Origin of the sequence: Bradyrhizobium sp. LjRoot220 (assembly GCF_964252915.1) — a bacterium.
Lineage (GTDB): Bacteria > Pseudomonadota > Alphaproteobacteria > Rhizobiales > Xanthobacteraceae > Bradyrhizobium.
Genome location: NZ_CAXUPS020000004.1, coordinates 148,194 through 168,411, shown reverse-complemented (window position 1 = coordinate 168,411; position 20,218 = coordinate 148,194). Strand labels below are relative to the sequence as shown.

The following is a 20,218-nucleotide window of genomic DNA, read 5'->3' as shown; positions in this document are numbered from 1 at the left end:
TCACGCCGGTGTTGATCGCGAAGTTGACGCTGTTGACGTTGACGCGCGGGCGTTGCTCGCAGAGATCACCGATCGCTGGATCGTCGTCTGCTGCTGCGGGCTCAGCGTCATACCGCTAGCCGCGGTCGTCCGGCTAGTGGTCGGGCTCGCCTGGTTCTGGGTTGCCACGCCGGGCTGATTTTGCATCTGGCCCTGCGCTGCCGAACCGCCCGGGGTCTGCGTTGCAGCACCTGTCGTACCCTGGTTCTGCGTCGCGGCGCCGGGTTGCTGCTGTTGCGCCTGACCCGTCTGCGGCTGGTTGCCGGTCTGCTGCCGGGCATCAGCGCCGGACTTGCTCTGGCCTTGCGTTGCGGACTTGGACTGATCCTGCTGACGCGTCTGTGCGCCGTCCTGCCGCGCAACTCCAGGCTTGCTGGCCTCCGGCTTGCTGGCTTCAGGCTTGCGTGCTTGCCCGCTGTCGCGCCCCTGTCCGACGGTCTGGTCCTTGCGGCCCTGCTGGGCCTGGCCACGGTCGGCCTTGTTGCTGCGATCGATTTGCCGCTCGGTCTGCTCCTCGCCGCGGCGGCCTTCGCGCCCGGCCTGTCCTGTCGTCGTCTGCGGGCGCTGCATTTCCTTGCCGCGGGCCTCGCCTCGGTCGATCTGCGGGCCGCTCGGCCTTTCGGCCCGCCCACCTTCTCTCATGCCGCCCTGTCCGCGCGTCTCGCTTCGCATCGCTTCGCCACGCGAAGCCCCCGACGAGCCCGGAGACGTCTGGGCTCCCGAGGAGCGGCCGCCGGATGCGCCCGAGGACATTCCAGGTTCACCGCCGCCGCTCATGCCGCCGGGACCTGCGCCCTCGCGCATTCCCTGTGCGTTCGCGACAGCAACGCCCGCCAACAGCGCTGCGGTACCCAATAGCAGTTTGCGCTTCACGATCCTGGTTTCCATGGCCTGTACCTCCTCCAAAATCCTTTCCTTGCTGGTTCTGGCGCGCGGCTCATCTCGCTCGACGATCATCGAGCCCGGCGCTTTCTCTGCACGCCGCCTGCTCGAGCCGCATACCCTGACCCTCGCAAACAGTATTGGCGAGGGTGAGAGAAAGCCGGCGATCGAGCCGCCGGTCTGCTCCAAATAAAAACGATGGTGACGAGCAGCCGTTCCCCATGCGAGGTCGATTTGCTGACGGTGCCTGGAACGCGGCAGGCGAGTTCAGCAAGTTCCTGTGAGTATGGAACCAGCCAGGAAGCGCTGAAGGATGAAGAGGGGAATCGCGACGAATGTCAGCCGATGCGCGAGACGGACTTGCGCTTTCGCGAGCGACCTGAGCGTTCGGTCATCGGGCTTTGGCGGTGGGTGGACAGCAGCGTCCTGACGTCGGCCGCCGGCTTCGGCGCGCTGAACAGATAGCCCTGCATCTCCGAACAGCCGAGCGCGCGCAGCAAGTCGCGCTGCTGCTCGGTCTCGACGCCTTCGGCCGTGGTCGTCATGCGGCGCGCGGCGGCGATGTTCACCACCGCCTCGACGATGCTGGCCGATCCGTCCGGCTCGCCGATGTCGGTGACGAAGGCGCGGTCGATCTTGATCTTGTCGAACGGGAAGCGCTGCAGATAGCTCAGCGAGGAATAGCCGGTGCCGAAATCGTCGAGCGCTATCCTGACCCCGATGGCGCGAAGCTGATGCAGCACGGCAAGCGCGGCATCGTCGTCGCGGATCAGCACCGCTTCCGTGATTTCAAGTTCCAGCCGGCTCGCGGCCAGGCCCGAGGCCGCGAGCGCCGCGATGACCTTGAACGCCAGCGTGCCGCTCTTGAACTGCACCGGCGAAACGTTGACCGCAAGACGGATATCGTCCGGCCAGGTCGCGGCCTCGGCGCACGCGGTGGTCAGCACCCACTCGCCGAGCTGGTTGATCAGGCCGGTCTCTTCGGCGACCGGCACGAAATCGGCCGGCGAGATCATGCCGCGCTCCGGATGCCGCCAGCGCAGCAGCGCTTCGCAGCCGGTGATCCTGCCGTCCTGCAGGCTCACACAGGGCTGGTAATAAACCTCGAAGCCGCCATCGACGATGGCCTGTCGCAGGTCGAGTTCCAGCATGCGGCGGGCGCGGACCTCGGCGTGCATTTCCGGCTGGAAGAAACGATGGGTGCGGCGGCCGGCGGCCTTGGCGGCGTACATCGCCAGATCCGCGTTCTTCAGGATCTGTTCGACGTCGGAACCGTCCCGCGGCGCCAGCGCGATGCCGATCGAGGCGTCGGTGATCACCTGATGGCCGAGGCATTCGTACGGTGCGCGGATCGCATCATAAACGCGGTGGACGAGTCTGGTGACCTCATCGGCGCCCTTCACGCCGGTCTGAACGATGGCGAATTCGTCGCCGCCGAGCCGGGCGACGAAATCGGTCTCGCGCACGCACGCACGGAGGCTGACCGCGACGGATTTGAGCAACTCGTCGCCGATCATGTGTCCGAACGAGTCGTTGACGCTCTTGAATTCGTCGATGTCGATATAGAGCACCGCAAGCTGCCGGCCGGCCGCGACGTGAGGCAATTCCTGCTTAAGTTGTTCGTGGAACAGGGTGCGGTTCGGCAGGTCGGTCAGCGCGTCGTAATGGGCGAGGTGGGTGATGCGTTCTTCGGCGCGGCGCCGTTCGGTGACGTCTTCATGGGTCGCCACCCAGCCACCATCCGCCAGCGGCTCGTTGACGATCTGGACCGAACGTCCGTCGGGCGTCGTGATGACCATTGCGTTGCGCTGCCCGATGTCGCGCAGCACCCGCGCAACATACTCGTCGATGTCGCCGGTGAACGATCCGGTTTGCTTTCGATGCGCGATCACGTCGCGGAAACTGCAGCCCGGCTTTATGATCTCGGCCGACAGGCCGTACATATCGAGATAGCGCTGGTTGCAGATGACGAGGCGCTGCGAGGAATCGAACAGCAGCAAGCCTTGGGTCATGTTGTTGACGGCGGTGTCGAGCCGCTGTTTTTCCAGTGTCAGCCGCTGCCGCGCCGCGCGGTGCTGCTGCGAGAGCTTGCGCACGACCAGGAACAGCAGGACGGCGATCGCCAGCACGGACAGCCCCGTCACCGCGATCAGGAGGTTGATCTGCTCGCGCCAGTCGGCAAGCGCCGCGGATGTCGTCGTCGCCGCAACGATCACGAGTGGAAACTTGCTCAGGGCGCGCGAGGAGATCACGCGGTCCTCGCCGTCGATCGGACTGGTCAGGCGCGAGGTGGTATGGGCCAGTTCGAAGACCTTTTGCTGACTGGCTGGGCCGGTCTTGAAATTCTTCCCGACCATCTCCGGCGCATGGGGATGGCGGGCCAGCAGCGTGCCGTCGCGGTGGTGCATCGCGATCGCCGCGCCCGGTCCGAGCGCCACCGAGGCGAGGAACTTCTCGAAACTGGCCGGTTCGATGCCCCGGCCGATAACGCCGAGGAATTCGCCGTTCGGTCCGGTGATCTTGCGCACGATCACCGTGGTCCACACGCCGGTGATGCGGCTATGCACCGGCTCGATCAGCATCGCCGGCGAATCCGGGCCGGACTTGAACGTCCTGAAGTAAGCCCGGTCCGCCACGTCGACGGGCGGCACGGGCCAGGCGGCCGACGAATTGATCAGCTTGCCGTCGGCATCCAGGACGTTGACGCTACCGACATAGGACAACGCGTCCATCTTGGACTTGAGCATCAGATGGATTTCCTCGGAGGACATCCGACGCTTGTAGTTCTCCAGCGTAGTGATCCCGTTGGACCGCATGAAGGCGATGAGGTCCTTTTGCACCACCTCGAAATCTTCCAGCTGTTGATCGAAATGCCGGGCCAGCAGCAGCACGGTGTTTTCCAGCTCGCGCTCGCTGTTGCGCAGCGCGCGTTCGCGAAAATTGCCGGCCATGATTGTTGCGCCGATTGCGATCGTCGCAATCAGCAGCACGCCGCCGAGGATCAGCCAGCGGATCGGGCCGCCGCGAAAGAGAGGCGTGACCTTGGACGAGACGGTGCCGATCAAAGCCATTGGACGAAATCGCTGCCAGGACGTAAATCCCGGAAGCAGATTGCTCATACTCCCGGCGCATCATGAATTTGGTACCGCGCCGAGATGGAATTGAGGTTAGCAAGTCTGGTTAACGAAACGTTATCCGGGGTAGCGGATGGTGCCGATGACAACCTCGGCAGGGCCTAATTCCGTGAGGTTACCGGCGCCCGTCGGATCGCAATTGCGACGATGGCAGCCGCGATGATGTTGGCGGCGACCCCCGCCAGCATCGGCAGCGTATAAGCGCCCGTGAGATCGAATGCGAAGCCGGCGGTGCTGGGACCGATCAGGGTGCCGAACGCGACGCTGGTATAGAGGACGCCGATGATGCCACTGACATTTCGGCCGCCGAAATAATCCATCACCACGGCCGGAAGCACCGCGACCCAGGCGCCGTAGATCATGCCGTAGACGAAGGCGAAGCCGGCGAGCTGCCAGAAACTCGTCGAGACCAGCCAGATCGCCAGCGCAATCGCCATGCCGATGAAGAGCAGCAGCAGGGCGGACGGGCGGCCGATCCGGTCGGCAAGCCCGCCGAGGAAGAAGCGGCCGGCGGTAGAGCCGATACCGATGACGCCGAGCAGCATCACGGCAGAGGAGGGCGCAACGCCGTGATCCCCGGCATAGGGGACGAGATGCACGAACGGCACGAACAGGCCGAACGAGCAAATCAGGCAGGCGGCATAAAGCGCAACGAAGCGCGGCGAGCGGATCGCCTCGCTGACCGAGGCGCCCTCCGCCTGTGCCGGGATGGTGCCCGGCAACACCGGGTCGCCATCGGGGTTGAGACCCCGCGCGCGCGGATCGTTCTCCAGCAGCAATGCCATCCCGCCGCCGAGCACCACGGCAATGGCGCCGAGCGCAAGATAAGCGCTCCGCCATCCCAGCGCCTCGATCAGCAATGTCGCCAGTGGCGGCATCACGAGTGTGCCGACGCCGATCCCACTTACGGCAAGGCCGGAGGCAAAGCCGCGCCGCCGCACGAACCAGCGTTGCACCGCGCCAACCACGGGTACATAGGCGCAGCCGACGCCGAGTCCGACACCGAGGCCGTAAGCGGCGTAGACCTCGACAAGATTGCGTGCGGCAGCTGCCGCGGCAAGCCCGAGGCCGATCAGCAGCATGCCAGCCAGCGCCAGGCGGCGCGAGCCGTAGCGGTCGGCGAGGGGGCCGCTGACGATGCCAAGCGCAAAATAGAGAAAGCCTGCGAGCGAGAACACCAGCGATACCGAGCCGCGCGAGGCGCCGAAATCGCGCTGCAGGGATTCCAGGAACGCGCTGAACGTATAGGCGCAGCCAAAGCCGACAAAGGTTACGGCGAAAGCGGCGGCCACGACGAACCAGCCGTAGAAAACGCGGGAGTTGGGCAACGCGGACTGGATACTCAATGTTGCCACCACGAGTTCGGAGAAGGATGGCGTCGATGCCAGGAAGTGACCCTCTGGAATGCTGCGCCAGCGCGTATCAGCGTCGCTTCGTCCAGATTGCCGGCCACAAGCTGAAACGCGATCGGCAATCCGGTCGTGGAAACGCCGCCGGGCAGCGTGATGGTAGGATGGCCGCTCATGTTGAAGGGGCAGGTGTATTCCTGCAATCTGGCAATCAGTCCTGGCTGCTCGCCGAGCGTCTGAATCATGGCGAGCGTCAAGGGCGGGAACGGATGGACCGGAGTGAGGAGCACATCGATGGTCTCGAACAGCGACGCGATCCGGCCACGCAATTCCAGTCGCCGCCGCAGGATTTTCTGGTAGTCCACACCAGATAGCCCGCGACCCGTCTCGATGACGGAGGCGAGAACGGGACCGTATTCATGTTTGCGGGCAGGATAGGTTGCTTCGTGCGCGAGCGCTGCTTCCACCGCACAATTCGGAACCCAATCGGCCACGGTTTGCTTCACGTCGGGAAACTGCAGGTCGACGATCTCAGCGCCCTGTGCGCGCATGACCTCGATCGCCTCCCACAGTACCCGCTGGGTCGTAACGTCAACGCCGTCGCTGCTCCATGTCGCGTCAAAGCCGATCCGCAGGCCGCGCACGTCCTGCTCCGCTGCGGCCAGATAGTCGGGCACGGGATCGAGGGCTGCCGTCGGATCGGCGTGGTCGCGTCCGGCGATAACGCCAAGCATCGCGCCGGCATCCGCCGCGCTCCGGGCAATGGTCCCAACATGGTCCAATGTCGCGGCCAGTTCGAACACGCCGTGGCGGCTGACGCGTCCCCAGCTTGGCTTCAATCCGGTCAGGCCGTTGGCGGCACATGGCCATCGGATCGAACCGCCGGTATCGGAAGCGAGCGAGCCGTAACAAAGTCCCGCTGCCGTCGCGACCGCGGAGCCGCTTGACGAAATGCCCGGCCAATAGTCGGCATTCCACGGATTCTTTGGCGGCATCACAGACGGGTGATGATCGGAATAGGCACCTTCCGTGAGCTGCAGCTTGCCCAGCACCACTGCGCCAGCTTCATTCAGGCGGCGCAGCACGCTTGCATCTTCGTCCGGCCGGAATTCGCGATGGATGGAGGTGCCGGCGGCCGTCGGAACATCCTTGGTCCAGAACAGGTCTTTGAGCGCAATCGGAACACCATGCAGCGGCCCGCGATACCGGCCGGCAACAATTTCGGCGTGCGCAATTTCAGCCTGGGCCATCGCGGCATCGGCCATCACCTGGACATAGCTGCCGAGCTTGCCGTCCAAAGCAGCGATGCGATCGAGCAGCACGCGCGTCACTTCCGGCGAGGAAATTTGGCGGCTTCTGATGCACGCCGCAATCTCCGTGAGCTCAAGGTAATGCAAATCCACGGTTGCGGTATCCATTCTCTATTTCCTTCCGTCATCGACACGGATTTGGGATCATGTGGCCGATCAACGCCTGTATAATGATTATACCGGTGTCTCTTGCTGTCAACCGGTAAATCTGATTTACTGGTGTCGATGTCGCGGGAATCGAAAAAATTCGGAGTTCCGGACGAGCTGGCCAATCTCTATGATTTCGCCAATACGCTCGACGTCAGGCATTTCACGCATCACGGCGTGCCGCATCCGCAAGCCGATGCGCTGACCAATGCGCGGGATCTCGCGGCGTGGATGTCGCATCGCGGATTGTCGTCCATCAGCGCGAAGATCACGCCGGCGATGTTTGCAACCGCGATCGAACTGCGGACTTTGATTCGCGACTATCTGCAGTGCGATCCGCTTGAGCGGCACGGCAACAAGGATGCAATTCGCGCCCTGAACCGAACGCTCAAGCTGTTTCCATTGCTCGTGGCGGCGAGGGATGACGGCGGCATGGTGCTGCGGGCGGCGCGCGAAGATGCGCTCGCAGGACTGTCACCAATTGTCGCAGAATTCTATGACGGTTCCAGAGACGGAACGCTCGATCGGCTGAAAATGTGCGCGTCGGACGAATGCCGCCGGGTGTTTTTCGATCGCTCGAAACCGTCGACACGTCGCTGGTGCATGTCATCGCTGTGCGGCAACCGGATGAAGACACGCAGCTATCGCGAGCGGCAACGCAACGCCGGATAAATCATTGTGCCCACAGGACTCTGCCAAGATCCGCGGAACGTTTTTTCCTGATCAGCTGCGATCAGTCCCCGGCGCGGTAATGTCCGGACTTGCCGCCCTTTTTCTCGACCAGATGCATGCCTTCGATCCGCACGCCGCGTTCGACTGCTTTGATCATGTCGTAGATCGTCAGGCACGCCACCGATACCGCCGTCAGCGCTTCCATCTCGACGCCTGTCGGCCCGGTGACCTTCACGGTGGCGCGAACGATGCAGCCGGGCAATTTCTTGTCGGGCATAATGTCGAGCGTGACCTTCGATAGCGCCAGCGGATGGCACAGTGGGATCAAATCCGAGGTGCGCTTGGCGGCCATGATGCCGGCAACGCGGGCGGTGCCGAGCACGTCGCCTTTCTTGGCGTTGCCGGAGACGATCAATTCGAGCGTCGCCATGCTCATGACCACACGGCCCTCGGCGACGGCGGTACGCTCCGTCGCTGGTTTGGCTGATACATCGACCATCCGGGCTTCGCCTGACGCATCGATGTGGGTGAGGGCGCCGCCTTTGGTAGCCTTCCGCGCCATCGCCTAGCGGGTCCCGGTGGCGCGGGACGCGTCGGGACGGGCCAGCAGTGCGCGCGTCGCCGCCGCCACGTCTGCCTGGCGCATCAGGCTTTCGCCGACCAGGAAGGTCGACATGCCGACGCGTTCGAGGCGCGCGAGATCCGCTGGCGTAAAGATGCCGCTCTCGCCGACCATCAGGCGATCTTTCGGGATCAATGGCGCGAGCGTTTCGCTGGTGGCCAGTGTGGTCTCGAAAGTACGAAGGTTGCGGTTATTGACGCCGATCATCGGCGAGCGAAGCTTTAGCGCGCGATCGAGCTCGGTGCGGTCGTGGATTTCGACCAGCACGTCCATGCCATGCGCGATGGCGGCGTCCTCGAGGTCGCGCGCCGTGCCGTCGTCGAGCGCGGCCATGATAATCAGGATGCAGTCGGCGCCATGGGCGCGGGCCTCGACCACCTGATAGGTATCGAACAGGAAATCCTTGCGCAGCACCGGCAGATTGGTCGCCGCACGCGCCGCAACCATGAAATCAAGATGACCCTTGAACGACGGCGTGTCAGTCAGGATCGACAGACATGCCGCGCCGCCGGCCTCATAAGCCTTTGCCAGCGCCGGCGGATCGAAGTCGGCACGGATCAGGCCCTTGGAGGGCGAGGCCTTCTTCACCTCCGCGATCAGCGCATAATCGCCGCGCGCCAATTTCTCACGGATCGCGCGCAAAAAGCCGCGCGGCGGTGGGGCCGATCTCGCCAGCGCTTCAAGGCTTGCCAGCGGATGCGTACGCTTGGCGGCGGCGATCTCCTCGCGCTTGTACGTCTCGATCTTGCTCAGGATGTCGGACATGGTCAGGCGCTCCCGCGGTCAGCCGTTGGAAACCGCGATCAAATGCTTGAGTTTTGCAGCGGCGGCCCCGCCATCGAGCGATTTGGTGCCGAGCGCAACGCCTTCTTTCAAATCCCTGGCGCGGCCGGCCACGATCAGCGCCGCCGCGGCGTTCAGCAGCGCCACGTCGCGGAAGGCGCTCGGCTTGCCGTTGAGCACGCCTTGCAGCCCGAGCGCGTTGGCGTCGGCATCGCCGCCCTTCAACGCTTCGCCGCCGACGCGGGCGAGGCCGGCCTCTTCCGGCGTCACCTCGAAGGTGCGGATAGTGCCGTTCTCGAGGCTCGCAACAAAACTCGGGCCGGTGAGGGTAATTTCGTCGAGACCGTCGGAGCCGTGCACCACCCAGACAGATTCAGAGCCGAGGTTCTTCAGCACTTGCGCCAGCGGCTGCACCCAGTGCCGCGAGAATACGCCGACCATTTGCCGCTTGACGCCAGCCGGGTTGGAGAGCGGGCCGAGCAGGTTGAAGATCGTGCGCGTGGCGAGTTCGACCCGGGTCGGGCCGACGTTCTTCATGGCGGGATGATGCGCGGGTGCGAACATGAAACCGATGCCGGCTTCCTGCACGCAGCGGCCGACCTGGTCGGGCGAAAGGTCAATCTTGACGCCGAGCGAGGCCAGGACGTCGGCGGCGCCCGAGCGCGACGACAGCGCGCGATTGCCGTGTTTGGCGACGGGCACGCCGGCGCCCGCGACAATGAAGGAAGCGCAGGTCGACACGTTGACCGAACCGGAGCCGTCGCCCCCGGTGCCGACCACGTCCACGGCTTCCGCCGGCGCCTTGACCCGCAGCATCTTGCCGCGCATCGCCGCCACCGCGCCGGTGATCTCGTCGACCGTCTCGCCGCGCACCCGCAGCGCCATCAGCAATCCGCCCATCTGCGAGGGCGTCGCCTCGCCGGACATCATGCTGTCGAAAGCGGAGGCGGCCTCCTCACGCGACAGGGTCGCACCGGTGGCGACTTTTCCGATGATAGATTTGAGGTCGTCCATCGCGTTGCTTTCAGGATTGGGTCAGTTGTTCGCGCCCGTCACCTGTGCGAAGGCCGCCTGGTTGATTTTCGTGCCGATCTCGGACTCGATCTTCGTCACATACTGCGCGACTTGTTCGTCGGTGAGGCCGCGCAGCAGCGTCTCCTTCATCTTCTTGAGTTCGTCGGAGGCGACCTCGACCGAGGGCATGCTGACATCGGTGACGCGGTACACGATCCACTCGCTGCCGCCGGCGCCGGGGGTTTGTCCAACGCCGTCCTTGGCGGTGCGAAACGCCGCGGTGATGAGGCTTTCGGGCACGCCTGACGGCGAGGCGTCGCGCCGGAAACCCGTTGCGGTTTCGACCTTCAAGCCGTTCGACGCGGCTTCTTCGGCCAAGGTGCCGCCACGTTCCAGCTTGCCGACCATTTCGGTCGCCTTGGTCCGCAATTTGCTCGAGATCTGGTCGTCGCGCCACTTGGTTTCGACCTGCGCGCGGACCTCGTCGAGATTGCGTTCACGCGACGGCGTGACGCCGAGCACGTCGTACCAGACATAGCCGCCGGCAAACTGGATCGGGTCGTTGTCGACGCCGACGCTGCTGGCGAAGGCCTGGGAGACCACGTCGAGACCGCGCGGAATATTGCCGACCGGCCGACCGTCAGGGCCGCGGCCCGAGCGGTCGACGGCCTCGATGGTAACCGCGGTCAGTCCGAGCTTCTGGGCGGCCTCGATCACGCTGGCGCCGCCGCCACGCTCGTCCTCCATCTTGTTGTGGAGCTCGGCGACCTTGCTGCGCGCCCGCTCGGTCGCGATTTCCTTTTTTATCTGCGCCGCGACGCTTTCATAGGAAGGCGTCGTACCCGGTTCGATCTTGCCGATCTTGACCAGCGCCGCGCCGAACCGGCCCTGGATCGGCTGGCTCACCTCGCCGGAGGGCAGCGCGAACGCCGCGTCGGCGATGGCCGGATCGAAGATGGCGGATTTTGCGGTCATGCCGAGGTCGACAAGATTAGCGTTGTGTTCCTTGGCGACGTCCTCGAACGACATTCCGGATGTGATGCGGCTGCGCGCGGTGAGCGCTTCCTCGGCGTTTGAAAACACCATCTGCTGCACTTCGCGCTTCTCGGGCGTACCGATCCGGTTGCGGTTCTGCTCGAATAGCTTCTTCGCATCCTCGTCGGAGACCTCGGACCATTTGCCGATTTCCTCGGGATTGATCACGATGAAGGACAGTTTGCGATATTCGGGCGCGCGGAACTGGGTCTTGTGGTCGTCGAAATAGGCGGCGAGCGTCTCGGGCGAGGGCGTCTCGATGGTGCCGGCCTGCGCGGCGTCGAGCTTGATGTAGTCGACCGAGCGCTGCTCGTTCTGAAACCGGGTCAGGGCATCGATCATGAGCTTTGGCGGCTCGAGCCCGGCCGTCACAGTGTCCGCGATCTGGCGCCGCAACCCAAGGCGCCGCCGTTCGGCGAGGTAGCGCTGCTCGGTGTAGCCGTACTGACGGATCGTGGCCTGGAAGCGCGCCGGATCGAAATTGCCGCCCAATCCCTTGAAGGCGGGGTCGTTGTAGATGATCCGCATGGCCTCGGCATCCGACTGGGCAAGTCCCATGCGCCGCGCCTCCTCGTCGAGGGCGGCTTCCGCGATGGTCTGCTGCAGCACCTGACGATCAAGCCCGAATGCGCGGGCCTGCTCCATGCTCAGGTGCCGGCCGATCTGGCGGCCGAACTGCTGGAGTTTGTCGGTGTAGATCTGGCGGAATTGTTCGGTCGAGATCTCGGTCTTGCCGATCCTGGCCACCGTGGATTGCCCGAAGCCCTTGAAAATGTCGGCGATGCCCCAGACGGCAAAGCTGAGGATAAGCACTCCCATCACGACGCTCATGATGGCCTTGCCGAGCCAGTTTGATGAGGCTTTGCGTATTCCTCGAAGCATGGGTCCAACTTGTTTTGTAGGAGGGGAACCGGGTCATAGCCACGGCGGTTTCCGATTGGAATACCGCAACGAGGCGTCGATCCGAGTTGATATCGCATCATAAAGTGGCAGTCGCCCCCTCGCAACCTCGGTTCGGCGCCCGTAACCTCGGTTCGGCGCCCGTAACCTCGGTTCGGCGCCCGTAACCTCGGTTCGGCGCCCGTAACCTCGGTTGCTTGCCAATTTGGAACAGTTACCGGCTCAGAGATCGCTTGAACCGGTGTCTGGAAGTGGCGGCGCGCCTCTGCTAGCGGATGAGAACCCCAAATTCGAGAGAAAACGACATGCCTGACGCCATTCGGCACTTAATCGCCGGCAACTGGAAAATGAACGGCCTCAAGTCCTCCCTGGCCGAATTTGAAGCGATGCGCGAAGGTGCCGCGGCGGTGGCCGCCAAGGCCGACCTCCTGGTCTGCCCGCCTGCGACGCTGGTCGCGGGCTTTGCCGACAAGGCGAAGGGCTCAAAACTTGCCGTCGGCGCCCAGGATTGCCACCCGAAGGCCTCCGGGGCACATACCGGCGATCTCTCGGCCGAAATGCTGGCCGACGCCGGTGCCAGCGCCATCATTGTCGGCCATTCCGAGCGCCGCGCCGACCATGGCGAAACCGACGCCGTGGTCCGGCAGAAGGCGGAAGCCGCCTGGCGGGCCGGGCTCACCGCCATCGTTTGCATCGGCGAAACGCAGGGCCAGCGCGATGCCGGGCAGACGTTGGACATCTGCGGCGGCCAGCTCAAGGGCTCCCTGCCGGATGGCGCGACATCGGCCAATCTGGTCGTGGCCTATGAGCCGGTCTGGGCGATCGGCACCGGGCTGACCCCGACAGCAAAAGATGTCGAGCAAGTTCATGGGTTTATCCGGGGTGTTCTCACCGACCGATTTAAGGCCGAGGGCGGCAGGATCCGGATTCTCTATGGCGGTTCGGTCAAGCCGTCGAATGCCGCCGAGTTGATGGCGGTCGCCAATGTCAACGGCGCGCTGGTCGGTGGCGCCAGCCTGAAGGCGGCGGACTTTTTGGCGATTGCGGCGGGGTGTTAGGCCGCCGCACGTTTCTCGGCGGAACCTGGAACGCTCAACCTGCCACGCTTTTCTGAGCGGACCTCGCCGGAAGCAAAATGACCGCGGCGACAATGGCGACCAATGCGGAAAATGCCGCCAGAGCGAATGGCGCCGCGAATGCTATTGCGACGTCGGTCCTCGTGAGGGTCGCACCCAACGCCGCAATGCTGATGGCAAAGCCGGCTTGACGCACGATCATTGTTACGGCCGAGGCCATGCCGGTCTGTGTGGACGGCGCGAGCGCCAGGACCACGCTCGACATTTGCGGATTTGCCAGCGCGGCGCCAACGCCGATTATCAGCATTCCGGCAAGGGTTGCTGCAAGGCGCATTGCCGGGCTCGCGGAGACGGCAGCCAACACAAGCAATGCGTCTCCGGCGGCGATAGCGCCAAACGCAACGACAAAGAAACGCCGCCATCCCCATCGGGTAACGAAGCGACCGCCGATCAGTGGCACCAACAGCATCGGTAGCGTCGCCGCAAGTAGTGCGATACCTGCCACTTCCATGCTGATGAGGAGCCCGGCGCTCAGGAATAGCGGCAAGTAGACAAGCACGGCCCAATAGCCAAACTGGATGGCCATGAGCAACGCGCCGACCCCGGCCATGGCTGATGTTGCGAAGACGCGGGGATCGAGCACCGGACGCGAACTGTGCCACTGCTGCAAAATGAACAAGAGTGCCGCCATTGCGCTGCCGGCGAGACAGCCGGCTCGAATCGCCAATGAACTGTCTCGCCTGAGCAGTGCATCGATCGCCAGGCCAAGCGATATCGTGAGCAACGCGACACCCACCGGGTCGAGCGGTGCCCCGTCCGGATTTTTCGTCTCGGCAACGAGTCGCGGCACGACGAGGGCCAGCGCAAGGCAAAAGGGGATGTTGGCGTAAAAGATCCAACGCCAGCCGAACCACGAGGCGAGCAAGCCGCCCAGGGTCGGGCCCAAAGCCATGGCAACCCCGGAAATCACCCCGATGATCCCGAACGCCCGTGCCCGCTGACCAAGATCCGGAAATGCACCGGCGACGAGCGCGACAGCGCCCGTGACCAGGAATGCGGCCCCGACGCCCTGTACGACCCTCGAGGCCAACAGCATCGGGCTATCCGCCGCCATACCGCATCCGATTGAAGCAACGAGAAACACCGCATTGCCAGATAACATCGAGCAGCGGCGGCCGAAGCGGTCCGCAAGCGCGCCGGAAGCAAGCAGAGCGCCCGTGAAGGCAAGACTATACGCGTCGATGACCCAAGCGGCCCCGGCGACGGCGAAGCCGAGGTCCTTCGCAATGCCGGGCATGGCGACCACGACTGCGGTCACGTCAAACAGCACCAGAAATGTGCTCAGGCCAAGCGCAAACGTGATTGGGACGATTTGCCCTTCCGCTAAACGAGATGGACGTTCGTGCATACCGACCGCCGATATCCGTGATGGGAAGGCAGGTCCAAGTCGAAGACCCGGCAACGCGCGATTGATAGGGAGGAGGCTGACGGGTCCTTAAGTCAGTCCTGCTGACAGCGTGGTGTCAGCAGTGATACGCCGCTGCCCTTTGGTCAGCCGACTGAGGGCTGGCTTGCAATCATGGTGCAGCGACAAGCTGCGCCGCCCCGCCCCGGGCAGGCTAAGCGGGTGCCTTGTCCTGCACTGGCAAGCGCTTCCAGTAGAACATCGTGCCTGTCATGCCGCCGTGGGGCTTGTACGCGTAGTCCGGAATGATCCCGGACAGCTCATAGCCGACGCGCTCGTATAATCCGGCAGCGCCTTCATCGGAGGCGGTGTCGAGCACCAGCAGCCAGCGTCCGTGCTCGACGGCTGTGCGCTCGGCCGCCTGCAACAGCGTCTTCGCTACGCCTCGGCCGCGATGGCTGACCCGCGTCATCATCTTCACGATCTCCGCACGGTGCGGCTGGTTGGGGGCAAGATCCAGCACCAGCGTTACCGTTCCGACCAACTGGTCGCCGTCGAACGCGCCCAGCACAATCCGTTCTCCGCGCGCCGCAGCAGTCAGCGATTTCTCCCAGAATGCATTTGCGACCTCCTGATGCAGCGGATGCATGAAGCTGACCGAACCGCCATGGGCCACGGCCTCGATCAGGATCTCGCTGAGCATGGCGCGGATATCGGGCGACGGGCTCAAGGGTTTGATTTCGATATCAGGCATGTCGTTCAGCCTCGGTTTTTGGCCGCACGGGCCTGCTTGATCTCGGCAATCCGTTCGACATCCTCGATCTGGAGGTGTCGGCCGCGTTCGAGAATTTCCAACGTGTATTCTTCGTAAGTGAGCCCGAGCCGTTCGGCCTTTTGAATGCGAAAGGCGACGATGCCGGGCGAGGGATTGTGCCAGGCCCTGCGGTGCGCGGCCTTCCAGTAGAAGTAATTTCCGATTCCCCCATCACCCCATTCCGGCCTGTGCGCCTCGTCGAGCGTCGGGCCGCCATTGTGGCCGGCAGCAGCATTGTTGGCGGGGGCCGCCTGTTCGATCGCGAAGCTTTTATGGGCGATCTCCGACATCGTTGCTAGCTCCGGGCCAGCGCCACGACATAGCTGCAGGGTGCCGCGCTCTCGTTGGCAAAGGTGGTTTCCGCGGGCGGGCCGAATCCGAGGCAATCGCCGGTGCCGAGCAGATGCCGTTCGCCGGCCTCGATGATGACAAGCGCGCCGGTCTGCACCCAGACCACCTGACGGATATGGGCGTAGGACGAGGCCGGCAGCGTCACTTGCTGCCGCGCCGGCAACTCGACGCGAATGATTTCAATTGGATGATCGGGGCGGTTGAACACTTGTGTGCGCAGATAGCCGGTTTCGGGATCGCGCCAGACCGGCTGTTCGCTGGCACGCGAAAGGCGCTCGCCCTGGCCTTCGGCACGCAGCATCAGGCCGGCAAGCGTCAGGTCGAAGGCGCTCGCCAGCCGCACCAGCACCACCGCAGTCGGGCTGACCTCGGCGCGCTCGATCTTGCTGATGGTCGCCTTTGAGACCCCCGCTCGTACGGCGAGATCGGCCAGCGACCAGCCGCGGCTGTCGCGCTCGAGACGCAGGCGAAGCGCGAGCCGATTGCTCAGATCGTCCACAATAGTATCCATTTGTCTACTATACGGGAAATCCGGCCGTGTTCGCAAGCTGGAATGTGCAACTTCATGGTGCCCCGCAGCTTGTTGGAAAGCCTGCGGCAATTATCTCCGGCGCAGCGGTTGGGGGTGACAATGCCCCGTCTGATCGTGTAACACCGCGCAACTTCAGGAAAACCCGCAAGCTCAAACAGTGCAGCCGAAGCCCGGCGCTCTTGGCTTGTGACGGAAGGTTAGAAATGCAGGCCGTCGTTATTGTCGTTCACCTCATGATCGTCGCCGTGCTGATCGGCGCGGTATTGCTGCAGAAATCCGAGGGCGGCGGCCTTGGCATGGGCGGCGGCGCCGGCTTCATGTCGAGCCGCGGAACTTCCAACCTGTTGACGCGGATGACCGCGATTCTGGCGGCTGGCTTCTTTGTCACCAGCCTGTATCTGGCCTGGTCCGCCGGCGTCGATCGCAAGCCGAACTCGATTCTCGGAACGGTGCCGGCGACGCAGACCCCCGGAGGGGCGGCACCGGTCGCACCGCCGACCAGCGGCGGCGTTCTGGATACGCTGAAGAAGGTCGATGAACAGCAGAACCAGCCGGCGCCATCGGGCCCGCAAGCACCGCGTTCGCAATAAAGCAGGGGGGCTATGCAGGACGGCGACTACCGTCCTGCATCAGAACTTCCCATCAATGATCTGATTTCGCTTTAAATTTTCACGTCACCCCCAGCCAGGCAAAATGTTCGGCTTGGTATGCGATTCGTTTTGGCGAATCGGAGCAGTGGCCTTAAAGGTTGAGTCCCATGGCGCGGTACATATTCATCACCGGCGGCGTGGTTTCCTCGCTCGGCAAGGGTCTGGCTTCAGCGGCACTCGGTGCGCTGTTGCAGGCACGCGGGTACAAGGTCCGGCTCCGCAAACTCGATCCCTATCTCAACCTCGATCCCGGAACGATGTCGCCGTATCAGCACGGCGAAGTGTTCGTGACCGACGACGGCGCCGAGACCGATCTCGATCTCGGCCATTACGAGCGCTTCACCGGGCGGCCGGCAACCAAGGCCGACAACATCACCACCGGGCGCATCTATCAGGACATCATCACCAGGGAACGCCGCGGCGACTATCTCGGTGCGACCATTCAGGTGGTGCCGCACGTCACCAACGCGATCAAGGAATTCGTCCTCTCGGGCAATGACGAATACGATTTCGTGCTGGTGGAGATCGGCGGCACCGTCGGCGATATCGAGGGCCTGCCGTTCTTTGAAGCCATCCGTCAGCTCAAGAACGAATTGCCGCGCGAGCACGCGGTTTATATCCACCTGACGCTGCTGCCGTTCATCCCGAGCGCCGGCGAGTTGAAGACCAAACCGACCCAGCATTCGGTGAAGGAGCTGCGTTCGATCGGCATCCAGCCGGATATCCTGCTGTGCCGTACCGACCGCGAAATCCCGAAGGAAGAGCGGCGTAAGCTCGGCCTGTTCTGCAACGTGCGCGAAAGCGCGGTGATCGAGGCGAGGGACGTCGACAACATCTACGCGGTGCCGCAGGCCTACCATGAGGCCGGCCTCGACGACGAGGTGCTCGCCTCATTCGGTATCGCGCCAAAAACCCCGCCTGCGCTGCAAAGCTGGAACGACATCAACGAGCGGGTGCGCAATCCCGAAGGCGCAGTCACCATCGCCATCGTCGGCAAATATACCGGCATGAAGGATGCGTACAAATCGCTGATCGAGGCGCTGTCGCATGGCGGCATCGCCAACAAGGTGAAGGTCAACCTCGACTGGATCGAGAGCGAAGTGTTCGAGCATGAGGACCCGGCGCCGTTCCTCGAACACGTCAACGGCATCCTGGTGCCCGGCGGCTTCGGCCAGCGCGGCGCCGAAGGCAAGATCCGCGCGGCGCAGTTCGCCCGTGTCCGCCACGTGCCGTATTTCGGTATCTGCTTCGGCATGCAGATGGCCGTCATCGAAGCCGCGCGCAATCTCGTCGGCATCGAGGACGCCAATTCGACCGAGTTCGGTCCGACCAGGGAGCCGCTGGTCGGCCTGATGACGGAATGGCTACGCGGCAACGAGCTCGAGAAGCGCACGAAATCCGGCGATCTCGGCGGCACCATGCGGCTGGGGGCCTATCCGGCGGCGCTCAATCGCGGCAGCCGGGTGTCGGCAGTCTACGGCGGCGCCACCGAGATTTCGGAACGGCATCGCCATCGCTACGAGGTCAACACCGCCTATAAGGACCGCCTCGAACAGCACGGCCTGCGCTTCTCAGGCCTGTCGCCCGACGGCGTGCTGCCTGAGATCGTCGAATATGAGGACCATCCCTGGTTCATCGGCGTGCAATTCCATCCCGAACTGAAATCGCGCCCGTTCGAACCGCATCCTTTGTTCGCGTCGTTCATTCAGGCCGCGGTGGTGCAATCGCGATTGGTGTAATCGCACACCGATGCATTGCGCCGGTCCACCGTCTTCTTCAATTTTTTGCGCCGGAGCACCGCCGGATGATTACTTGCCATCTGCGTTACGAGGTCGATCCGGAAAAGCTCGCCGACTTCGAAACCTACTGCACGATGTGGCTTGAGTTGCTGCCGCGGTTCGGCGGCATTCATCACGGCTACTTCCTGCCGTCGGAGGGAGCCAGCGACGTCGCCCTCGCGTTGTTCAGCTTTCCGAGCCTTGCCGCCTACGAGCAGTACCGCAAGGACGCCGCGACCGATCCTGAAGTTGCGAAGGCGATGGCGTTCGCAAAAAAGACGCGCTGCTTCAACCGCTACGAACGGTCGTTTTACCGGCCGCTGCTTCCGGAAGCTGCCTAGAAGGGCCGGCTTGGCTGGCTTGCGTCGGCCGCCTTTGACGAATGCGCCAATTGTTGCGACAAACCGCTTCCGTTACCTGCAAGAGCAATAATCAGGGGAGTGAAGCCGATGATCATGGAAATGCGTGTCTACCGCTGTCTGCCGGGCCGTCTGCCGGCGCTGATGAAGCGCTTCGATACGCTGACACTGAAATTATGGGACAAGCACGGCATCAAGCAGGCCGGCTTCTTCACCACGCTGATCGGGACCTCCAACCAGGAACTGACCTATTTCGTCGCCTGGGATTCACTCGCCGACCGTGAAAAGAAATGGACGGCATTTCAGTCCGATCCCGATTGGATCGCCGGCCGCGCCAAGAGCGAAGAGGACGGCCAGATCATCGACAACATCGTCAGCCAGTTGCTGGTGCCGACGGCATTTTCGTCGGTGAAGTGATCGGCCGTGCAACCCTGATATTCCCGGCTTAAAACGGGTTGATCCTGATAGCGCGGACCGGCATGGTCCGCGCTGGAAAAGGAACATCCCTTGAGCTCGAATCTGTCTGCAGCTTCCATTGTGACGGCCGGTTCGGTCAAATTCGGCAATAACCTGCCGATTTCGATCATCGCCGGACCATGCCAGCTCGAAAGCCGCAGCCACGCGCTCGAGGTGGCGTCCGCGCTGAAAGAGATCGCGGGCCGCCTCAAAATCGGGCTCGTCTACAAGACCTCGTTCGACAAGGCCAACCGCACCAGCGGCTCGGCCGCGCGCGGCATCGGGCTTGCGCAGGCGTTGCCGATCTTCGCCGAGATACGTTCGGCGCTTGGGCTGCCCGTACTCACCGATGTGCACGAGGCCTCGCAATGCGCCGAGGTGGCGCAGGCGGTCGACGTGCTGCAGATCCCGGCGTTCCTGTGCCGGCAGACCGATCTCCTGGCCGCGGCGGCGGCGACCGGCAAAATCGTCAACGTCAAGAAGGGGCAGTTTCTGGCACCCTGGGACATGGCCAACGTCGTCGGCAAGGTCACGTCGGGCGGCAATCCGAACGTGCTGGTCACCGAACGCGGCGCGTCGTTTGGCTACAACACCTTAGTGTCGGACATGCGCGCGCTGCCGATCCTGGCGCGCACGACGGGCGCGCCAGTGATTTTCGATGCCACCCATTCGGTGCAGCAGCCGGGAGGCAAGGGAGCGTCATCGGGCGGCGAACGCGAGTTCGTGCCGGTGCTGGCACGCGCCGCGGTCGCGGTTGGCGTCGCCGGCGTCTTCATCGAAACCCACCCCGATCCCGATCATGCGCCGTCGGATGGACCCAACATGGTGCCGCTGCGCGAGTTCGAGGCGCTGGTGCAGAATCTGATGGAGTTCGACGCGCTGTCCAAGCGCGGAGCGCGCCAGTGAGGCC

Annotated in this window: 19 protein-coding genes; 7 read left to right on the top strand and 12 right to left on the bottom strand. The window is 63.7% G+C overall.

The window, feature by feature from the left end; all coding sequences use genetic code 11:
* The 4 genes from ACSQ84_RS19160 to ACSQ84_RS19145 form a co-directional block, all read right to left on the bottom strand.
* Window positions 1–927: a hypothetical protein gene (locus ACSQ84_RS19160; protein ID WP_436213277.1), complete on the bottom strand. Its 927-nt coding sequence runs from the start codon at window positions 925–927 to the stop codon at window positions 1–3.
* 332 nt (window positions 928–1,259) lie between these two features.
* Complete coding sequence (locus ACSQ84_RS19155) at window positions 1,260–3,992, bottom strand: bifunctional diguanylate cyclase/phosphodiesterase (RefSeq protein WP_436213276.1); 2,733 nt, start codon at window positions 3,990–3,992, stop codon at window positions 1,260–1,262.
* Window positions 3,993–4,156: 164 nt separating this feature from the next.
* Entirely contained in the window at window positions 4,157–5,401 is a 1,245-nt protein-coding gene (locus ACSQ84_RS19150) for an MFS transporter (protein ID WP_436213275.1), read from the bottom strand.
* Complete coding sequence (locus ACSQ84_RS19145) at window positions 5,398–6,822, bottom strand: amidase (protein WP_436213274.1); 1,425 nt, start codon at window positions 6,820–6,822, stop codon at window positions 5,398–5,400. Before ACSQ84_RS19145 ends, ACSQ84_RS19150 begins: the two co-directional genes overlap by 4 nt.
* A gap of 117 nt (window positions 6,823–6,939) precedes the next feature.
* Between ACSQ84_RS19145 and ACSQ84_RS19140 the strand changes: the two genes are divergently transcribed.
* Window positions 6,940–7,533 (top strand): CGNR zinc finger domain-containing protein, encoded by a 594-nt coding sequence (locus ACSQ84_RS19140; RefSeq protein ID WP_436213649.1) that lies wholly within the window; start codon window positions 6,940–6,942, stop codon window positions 7,531–7,533.
* Window positions 7,534–7,594: 61 nt separating this feature from the next.
* Here the strand turns inward: ACSQ84_RS19140 and moaC are convergent, their stop codons facing one another.
* From moaC to ACSQ84_RS19120, 4 genes are read right to left on the bottom strand one after another with little or no spacing between them, the layout of a single operon-like run.
* Entirely contained in the window at window positions 7,595–8,095 is a 501-nt protein-coding gene (moaC, locus tag ACSQ84_RS19135; protein WP_436213273.1) for a cyclic pyranopterin monophosphate synthase MoaC, read from the bottom strand.
* Between the two features lie 3 nt (window positions 8,096–8,098).
* Window positions 8,099–8,920, bottom strand: coding sequence for an indole-3-glycerol phosphate synthase TrpC (gene trpC, locus ACSQ84_RS19130; protein ID WP_436213272.1), 822 nt, complete (start codon window positions 8,918–8,920; stop codon window positions 8,099–8,101).
* An 18-nt stretch (window positions 8,921–8,938) separates the two neighbouring features.
* On the bottom strand, window positions 8,939–9,952 hold the full coding sequence (gene trpD, locus ACSQ84_RS19125; RefSeq protein ID WP_436213271.1) for an anthranilate phosphoribosyltransferase: 1,014 nt from the start codon (window positions 9,950–9,952) through the stop codon (window positions 8,939–8,941).
* 21 nt (window positions 9,953–9,973) lie between these two features.
* Window positions 9,974–11,869, bottom strand: a complete 1,896-nt coding sequence (locus tag ACSQ84_RS19120) for a peptidyl-prolyl cis-trans isomerase (protein ID WP_436213270.1) — start codon at window positions 11,867–11,869, stop codon at window positions 9,974–9,976.
* A gap of 323 nt (window positions 11,870–12,192) precedes the next feature.
* On the opposite strand from ACSQ84_RS19120, the gene tpiA reads away from it, so the two are divergent.
* Window positions 12,193–12,945, top strand: a complete 753-nt coding sequence (gene tpiA / locus ACSQ84_RS19115; protein WP_436213269.1) for a triose-phosphate isomerase — start codon at window positions 12,193–12,195, stop codon at window positions 12,943–12,945.
* 34 nt (window positions 12,946–12,979) lie between these two features.
* Here the strand turns inward: tpiA and ACSQ84_RS19110 are convergent, their stop codons facing one another.
* The 4 genes from ACSQ84_RS19110 to ACSQ84_RS19095 all read right to left on the bottom strand — a co-directional run bounded on the left by ACSQ84_RS19110 (window position 12,980) and on the right by ACSQ84_RS19095 (window position 16,044).
* Window positions 12,980–14,371, bottom strand: coding sequence for an MFS transporter (locus tag ACSQ84_RS19110; protein WP_436213268.1), 1,392 nt, complete (start codon window positions 14,369–14,371; stop codon window positions 12,980–12,982).
* A gap of 211 nt (window positions 14,372–14,582) precedes the next feature.
* On the bottom strand, window positions 14,583–15,122 hold the full coding sequence (locus ACSQ84_RS19105) for an N-acetyltransferase family protein (RefSeq protein WP_436213267.1): 540 nt from the start codon (window positions 15,120–15,122) through the stop codon (window positions 14,583–14,585).
* Between the two features lie 5 nt (window positions 15,123–15,127).
* The gene (locus tag ACSQ84_RS19100; RefSeq protein WP_436213266.1) at window positions 15,128–15,472 is read right to left on the bottom strand and encodes a hypothetical protein; all 345 of its coding nucleotides are present in this window, start codon (window positions 15,470–15,472) and stop codon (window positions 15,128–15,130) included.
* A 5-nt stretch (window positions 15,473–15,477) separates the two neighbouring features.
* Window positions 15,478–16,044 (bottom strand): helix-turn-helix domain-containing protein, encoded by a 567-nt coding sequence (locus tag ACSQ84_RS19095; RefSeq protein ID WP_436213265.1) that lies wholly within the window; start codon window positions 16,042–16,044, stop codon window positions 15,478–15,480.
* A 224-nt stretch (window positions 16,045–16,268) separates the two neighbouring features.
* On the opposite strand from ACSQ84_RS19095, the gene secG reads away from it, so the two are divergent.
* From secG to kdsA, 5 genes are all read left to right on the top strand, one after another.
* Complete coding sequence (secG, locus tag ACSQ84_RS19090) at window positions 16,269–16,655, top strand: preprotein translocase subunit SecG (RefSeq protein WP_436213264.1); 387 nt, start codon at window positions 16,269–16,271, stop codon at window positions 16,653–16,655.
* Window positions 16,656–16,822: 167 nt separating this feature from the next.
* On the top strand, window positions 16,823–18,454 hold the full coding sequence (locus ACSQ84_RS19085; protein ID WP_436213263.1) for a CTP synthase: 1,632 nt from the start codon (window positions 16,823–16,825) through the stop codon (window positions 18,452–18,454).
* 65 nt (window positions 18,455–18,519) lie between these two features.
* Complete coding sequence (locus ACSQ84_RS19080; protein ID WP_436213262.1) at window positions 18,520–18,834, top strand: NIPSNAP family protein; 315 nt, start codon at window positions 18,520–18,522, stop codon at window positions 18,832–18,834.
* Between the two features lie 108 nt (window positions 18,835–18,942).
* Window positions 18,943–19,269 carry an NIPSNAP family protein gene (locus ACSQ84_RS19075; protein ID WP_212269645.1) on the top strand — a complete coding sequence of 109 codons (327 nt, stop codon included), beginning with the start codon at window positions 18,943–18,945 and terminating at the stop codon, window positions 19,267–19,269.
* Between the two features lie 90 nt (window positions 19,270–19,359).
* The gene (kdsA, locus tag ACSQ84_RS19070) at window positions 19,360–20,214 is read left to right on the top strand and encodes a 3-deoxy-8-phosphooctulonate synthase (protein WP_436213261.1); all 855 of its coding nucleotides are present in this window, start codon (window positions 19,360–19,362) and stop codon (window positions 20,212–20,214) included.
* Window positions 20,215–20,218: the final 4 nt, after the last annotated feature.

What these genes read in the sequence shown, in the direction of transcription:
- ACSQ84_RS19160 (WP_436213277.1), bottom strand. Translation starts at nt 927, where the DNA reads ATGGAAACCAGGATCGTGAAGCGCAAACTGCTATTGGGTACCGCAGCG.
- ACSQ84_RS19155 (WP_436213276.1), bottom strand. Translation starts at nt 3,992, where the DNA reads ATGGCTTTGATCGGCACCGTCTCGTCCAAGGTCACGCCTCTCTTTCGC.
- ACSQ84_RS19145 (WP_436213274.1), bottom strand. Translation starts at nt 6,822, where the DNA reads ATGGATACCGCAACCGTGGATTTGCATTACCTTGAGCTCACGGAGATT.
- ACSQ84_RS19140 (WP_436213649.1), top strand. Translation starts at nt 6,940, where the DNA reads ATGTCGCGGGAATCGAAAAAATTCGGAGTTCCGGACGAGCTGGCCAAT.
- moaC (WP_436213273.1), bottom strand. Translation starts at nt 8,095, where the DNA reads ATGGCGCGGAAGGCTACCAAAGGCGGCGCCCTCACCCACATCGATGCG.
- trpC (WP_436213272.1), bottom strand. Translation starts at nt 8,920, where the DNA reads ATGTCCGACATCCTGAGCAAGATCGAGACGTACAAGCGCGAGGAGATC.
- trpD (WP_436213271.1), bottom strand. Translation starts at nt 9,952, where the DNA reads ATGGACGACCTCAAATCTATCATCGGAAAAGTCGCCACCGGTGCGACC.
- ACSQ84_RS19120 (WP_436213270.1), bottom strand. Translation starts at nt 11,869, where the DNA reads ATGCTTCGAGGAATACGCAAAGCCTCATCAAACTGGCTCGGCAAGGCC.
- tpiA (WP_436213269.1), top strand. Translation starts at nt 12,193, where the DNA reads ATGCCTGACGCCATTCGGCACTTAATCGCCGGCAACTGGAAAATGAAC.
- ACSQ84_RS19110 (WP_436213268.1), bottom strand. Translation starts at nt 14,371, where the DNA reads ATGCACGAACGTCCATCTCGTTTAGCGGAAGGGCAAATCGTCCCAATC.
- ACSQ84_RS19105 (WP_436213267.1), bottom strand. Translation starts at nt 15,122, where the DNA reads ATGCCTGATATCGAAATCAAACCCTTGAGCCCGTCGCCCGATATCCGC.
- ACSQ84_RS19100 (WP_436213266.1), bottom strand. Translation starts at nt 15,472, where the DNA reads ATGTCGGAGATCGCCCATAAAAGCTTCGCGATCGAACAGGCGGCCCCC.
- ACSQ84_RS19095 (WP_436213265.1), bottom strand. Translation starts at nt 16,044, where the DNA reads ATGGATACTATTGTGGACGATCTGAGCAATCGGCTCGCGCTTCGCCTG.
- secG (WP_436213264.1), top strand. Translation starts at nt 16,269, where the DNA reads ATGCAGGCCGTCGTTATTGTCGTTCACCTCATGATCGTCGCCGTGCTG.
- ACSQ84_RS19085 (WP_436213263.1), top strand. Translation starts at nt 16,823, where the DNA reads ATGGCGCGGTACATATTCATCACCGGCGGCGTGGTTTCCTCGCTCGGC.
- ACSQ84_RS19080 (WP_436213262.1), top strand. Translation starts at nt 18,520, where the DNA reads ATGATTACTTGCCATCTGCGTTACGAGGTCGATCCGGAAAAGCTCGCC.
- ACSQ84_RS19075 (WP_212269645.1), top strand. Translation starts at nt 18,943, where the DNA reads ATGATCATGGAAATGCGTGTCTACCGCTGTCTGCCGGGCCGTCTGCCG.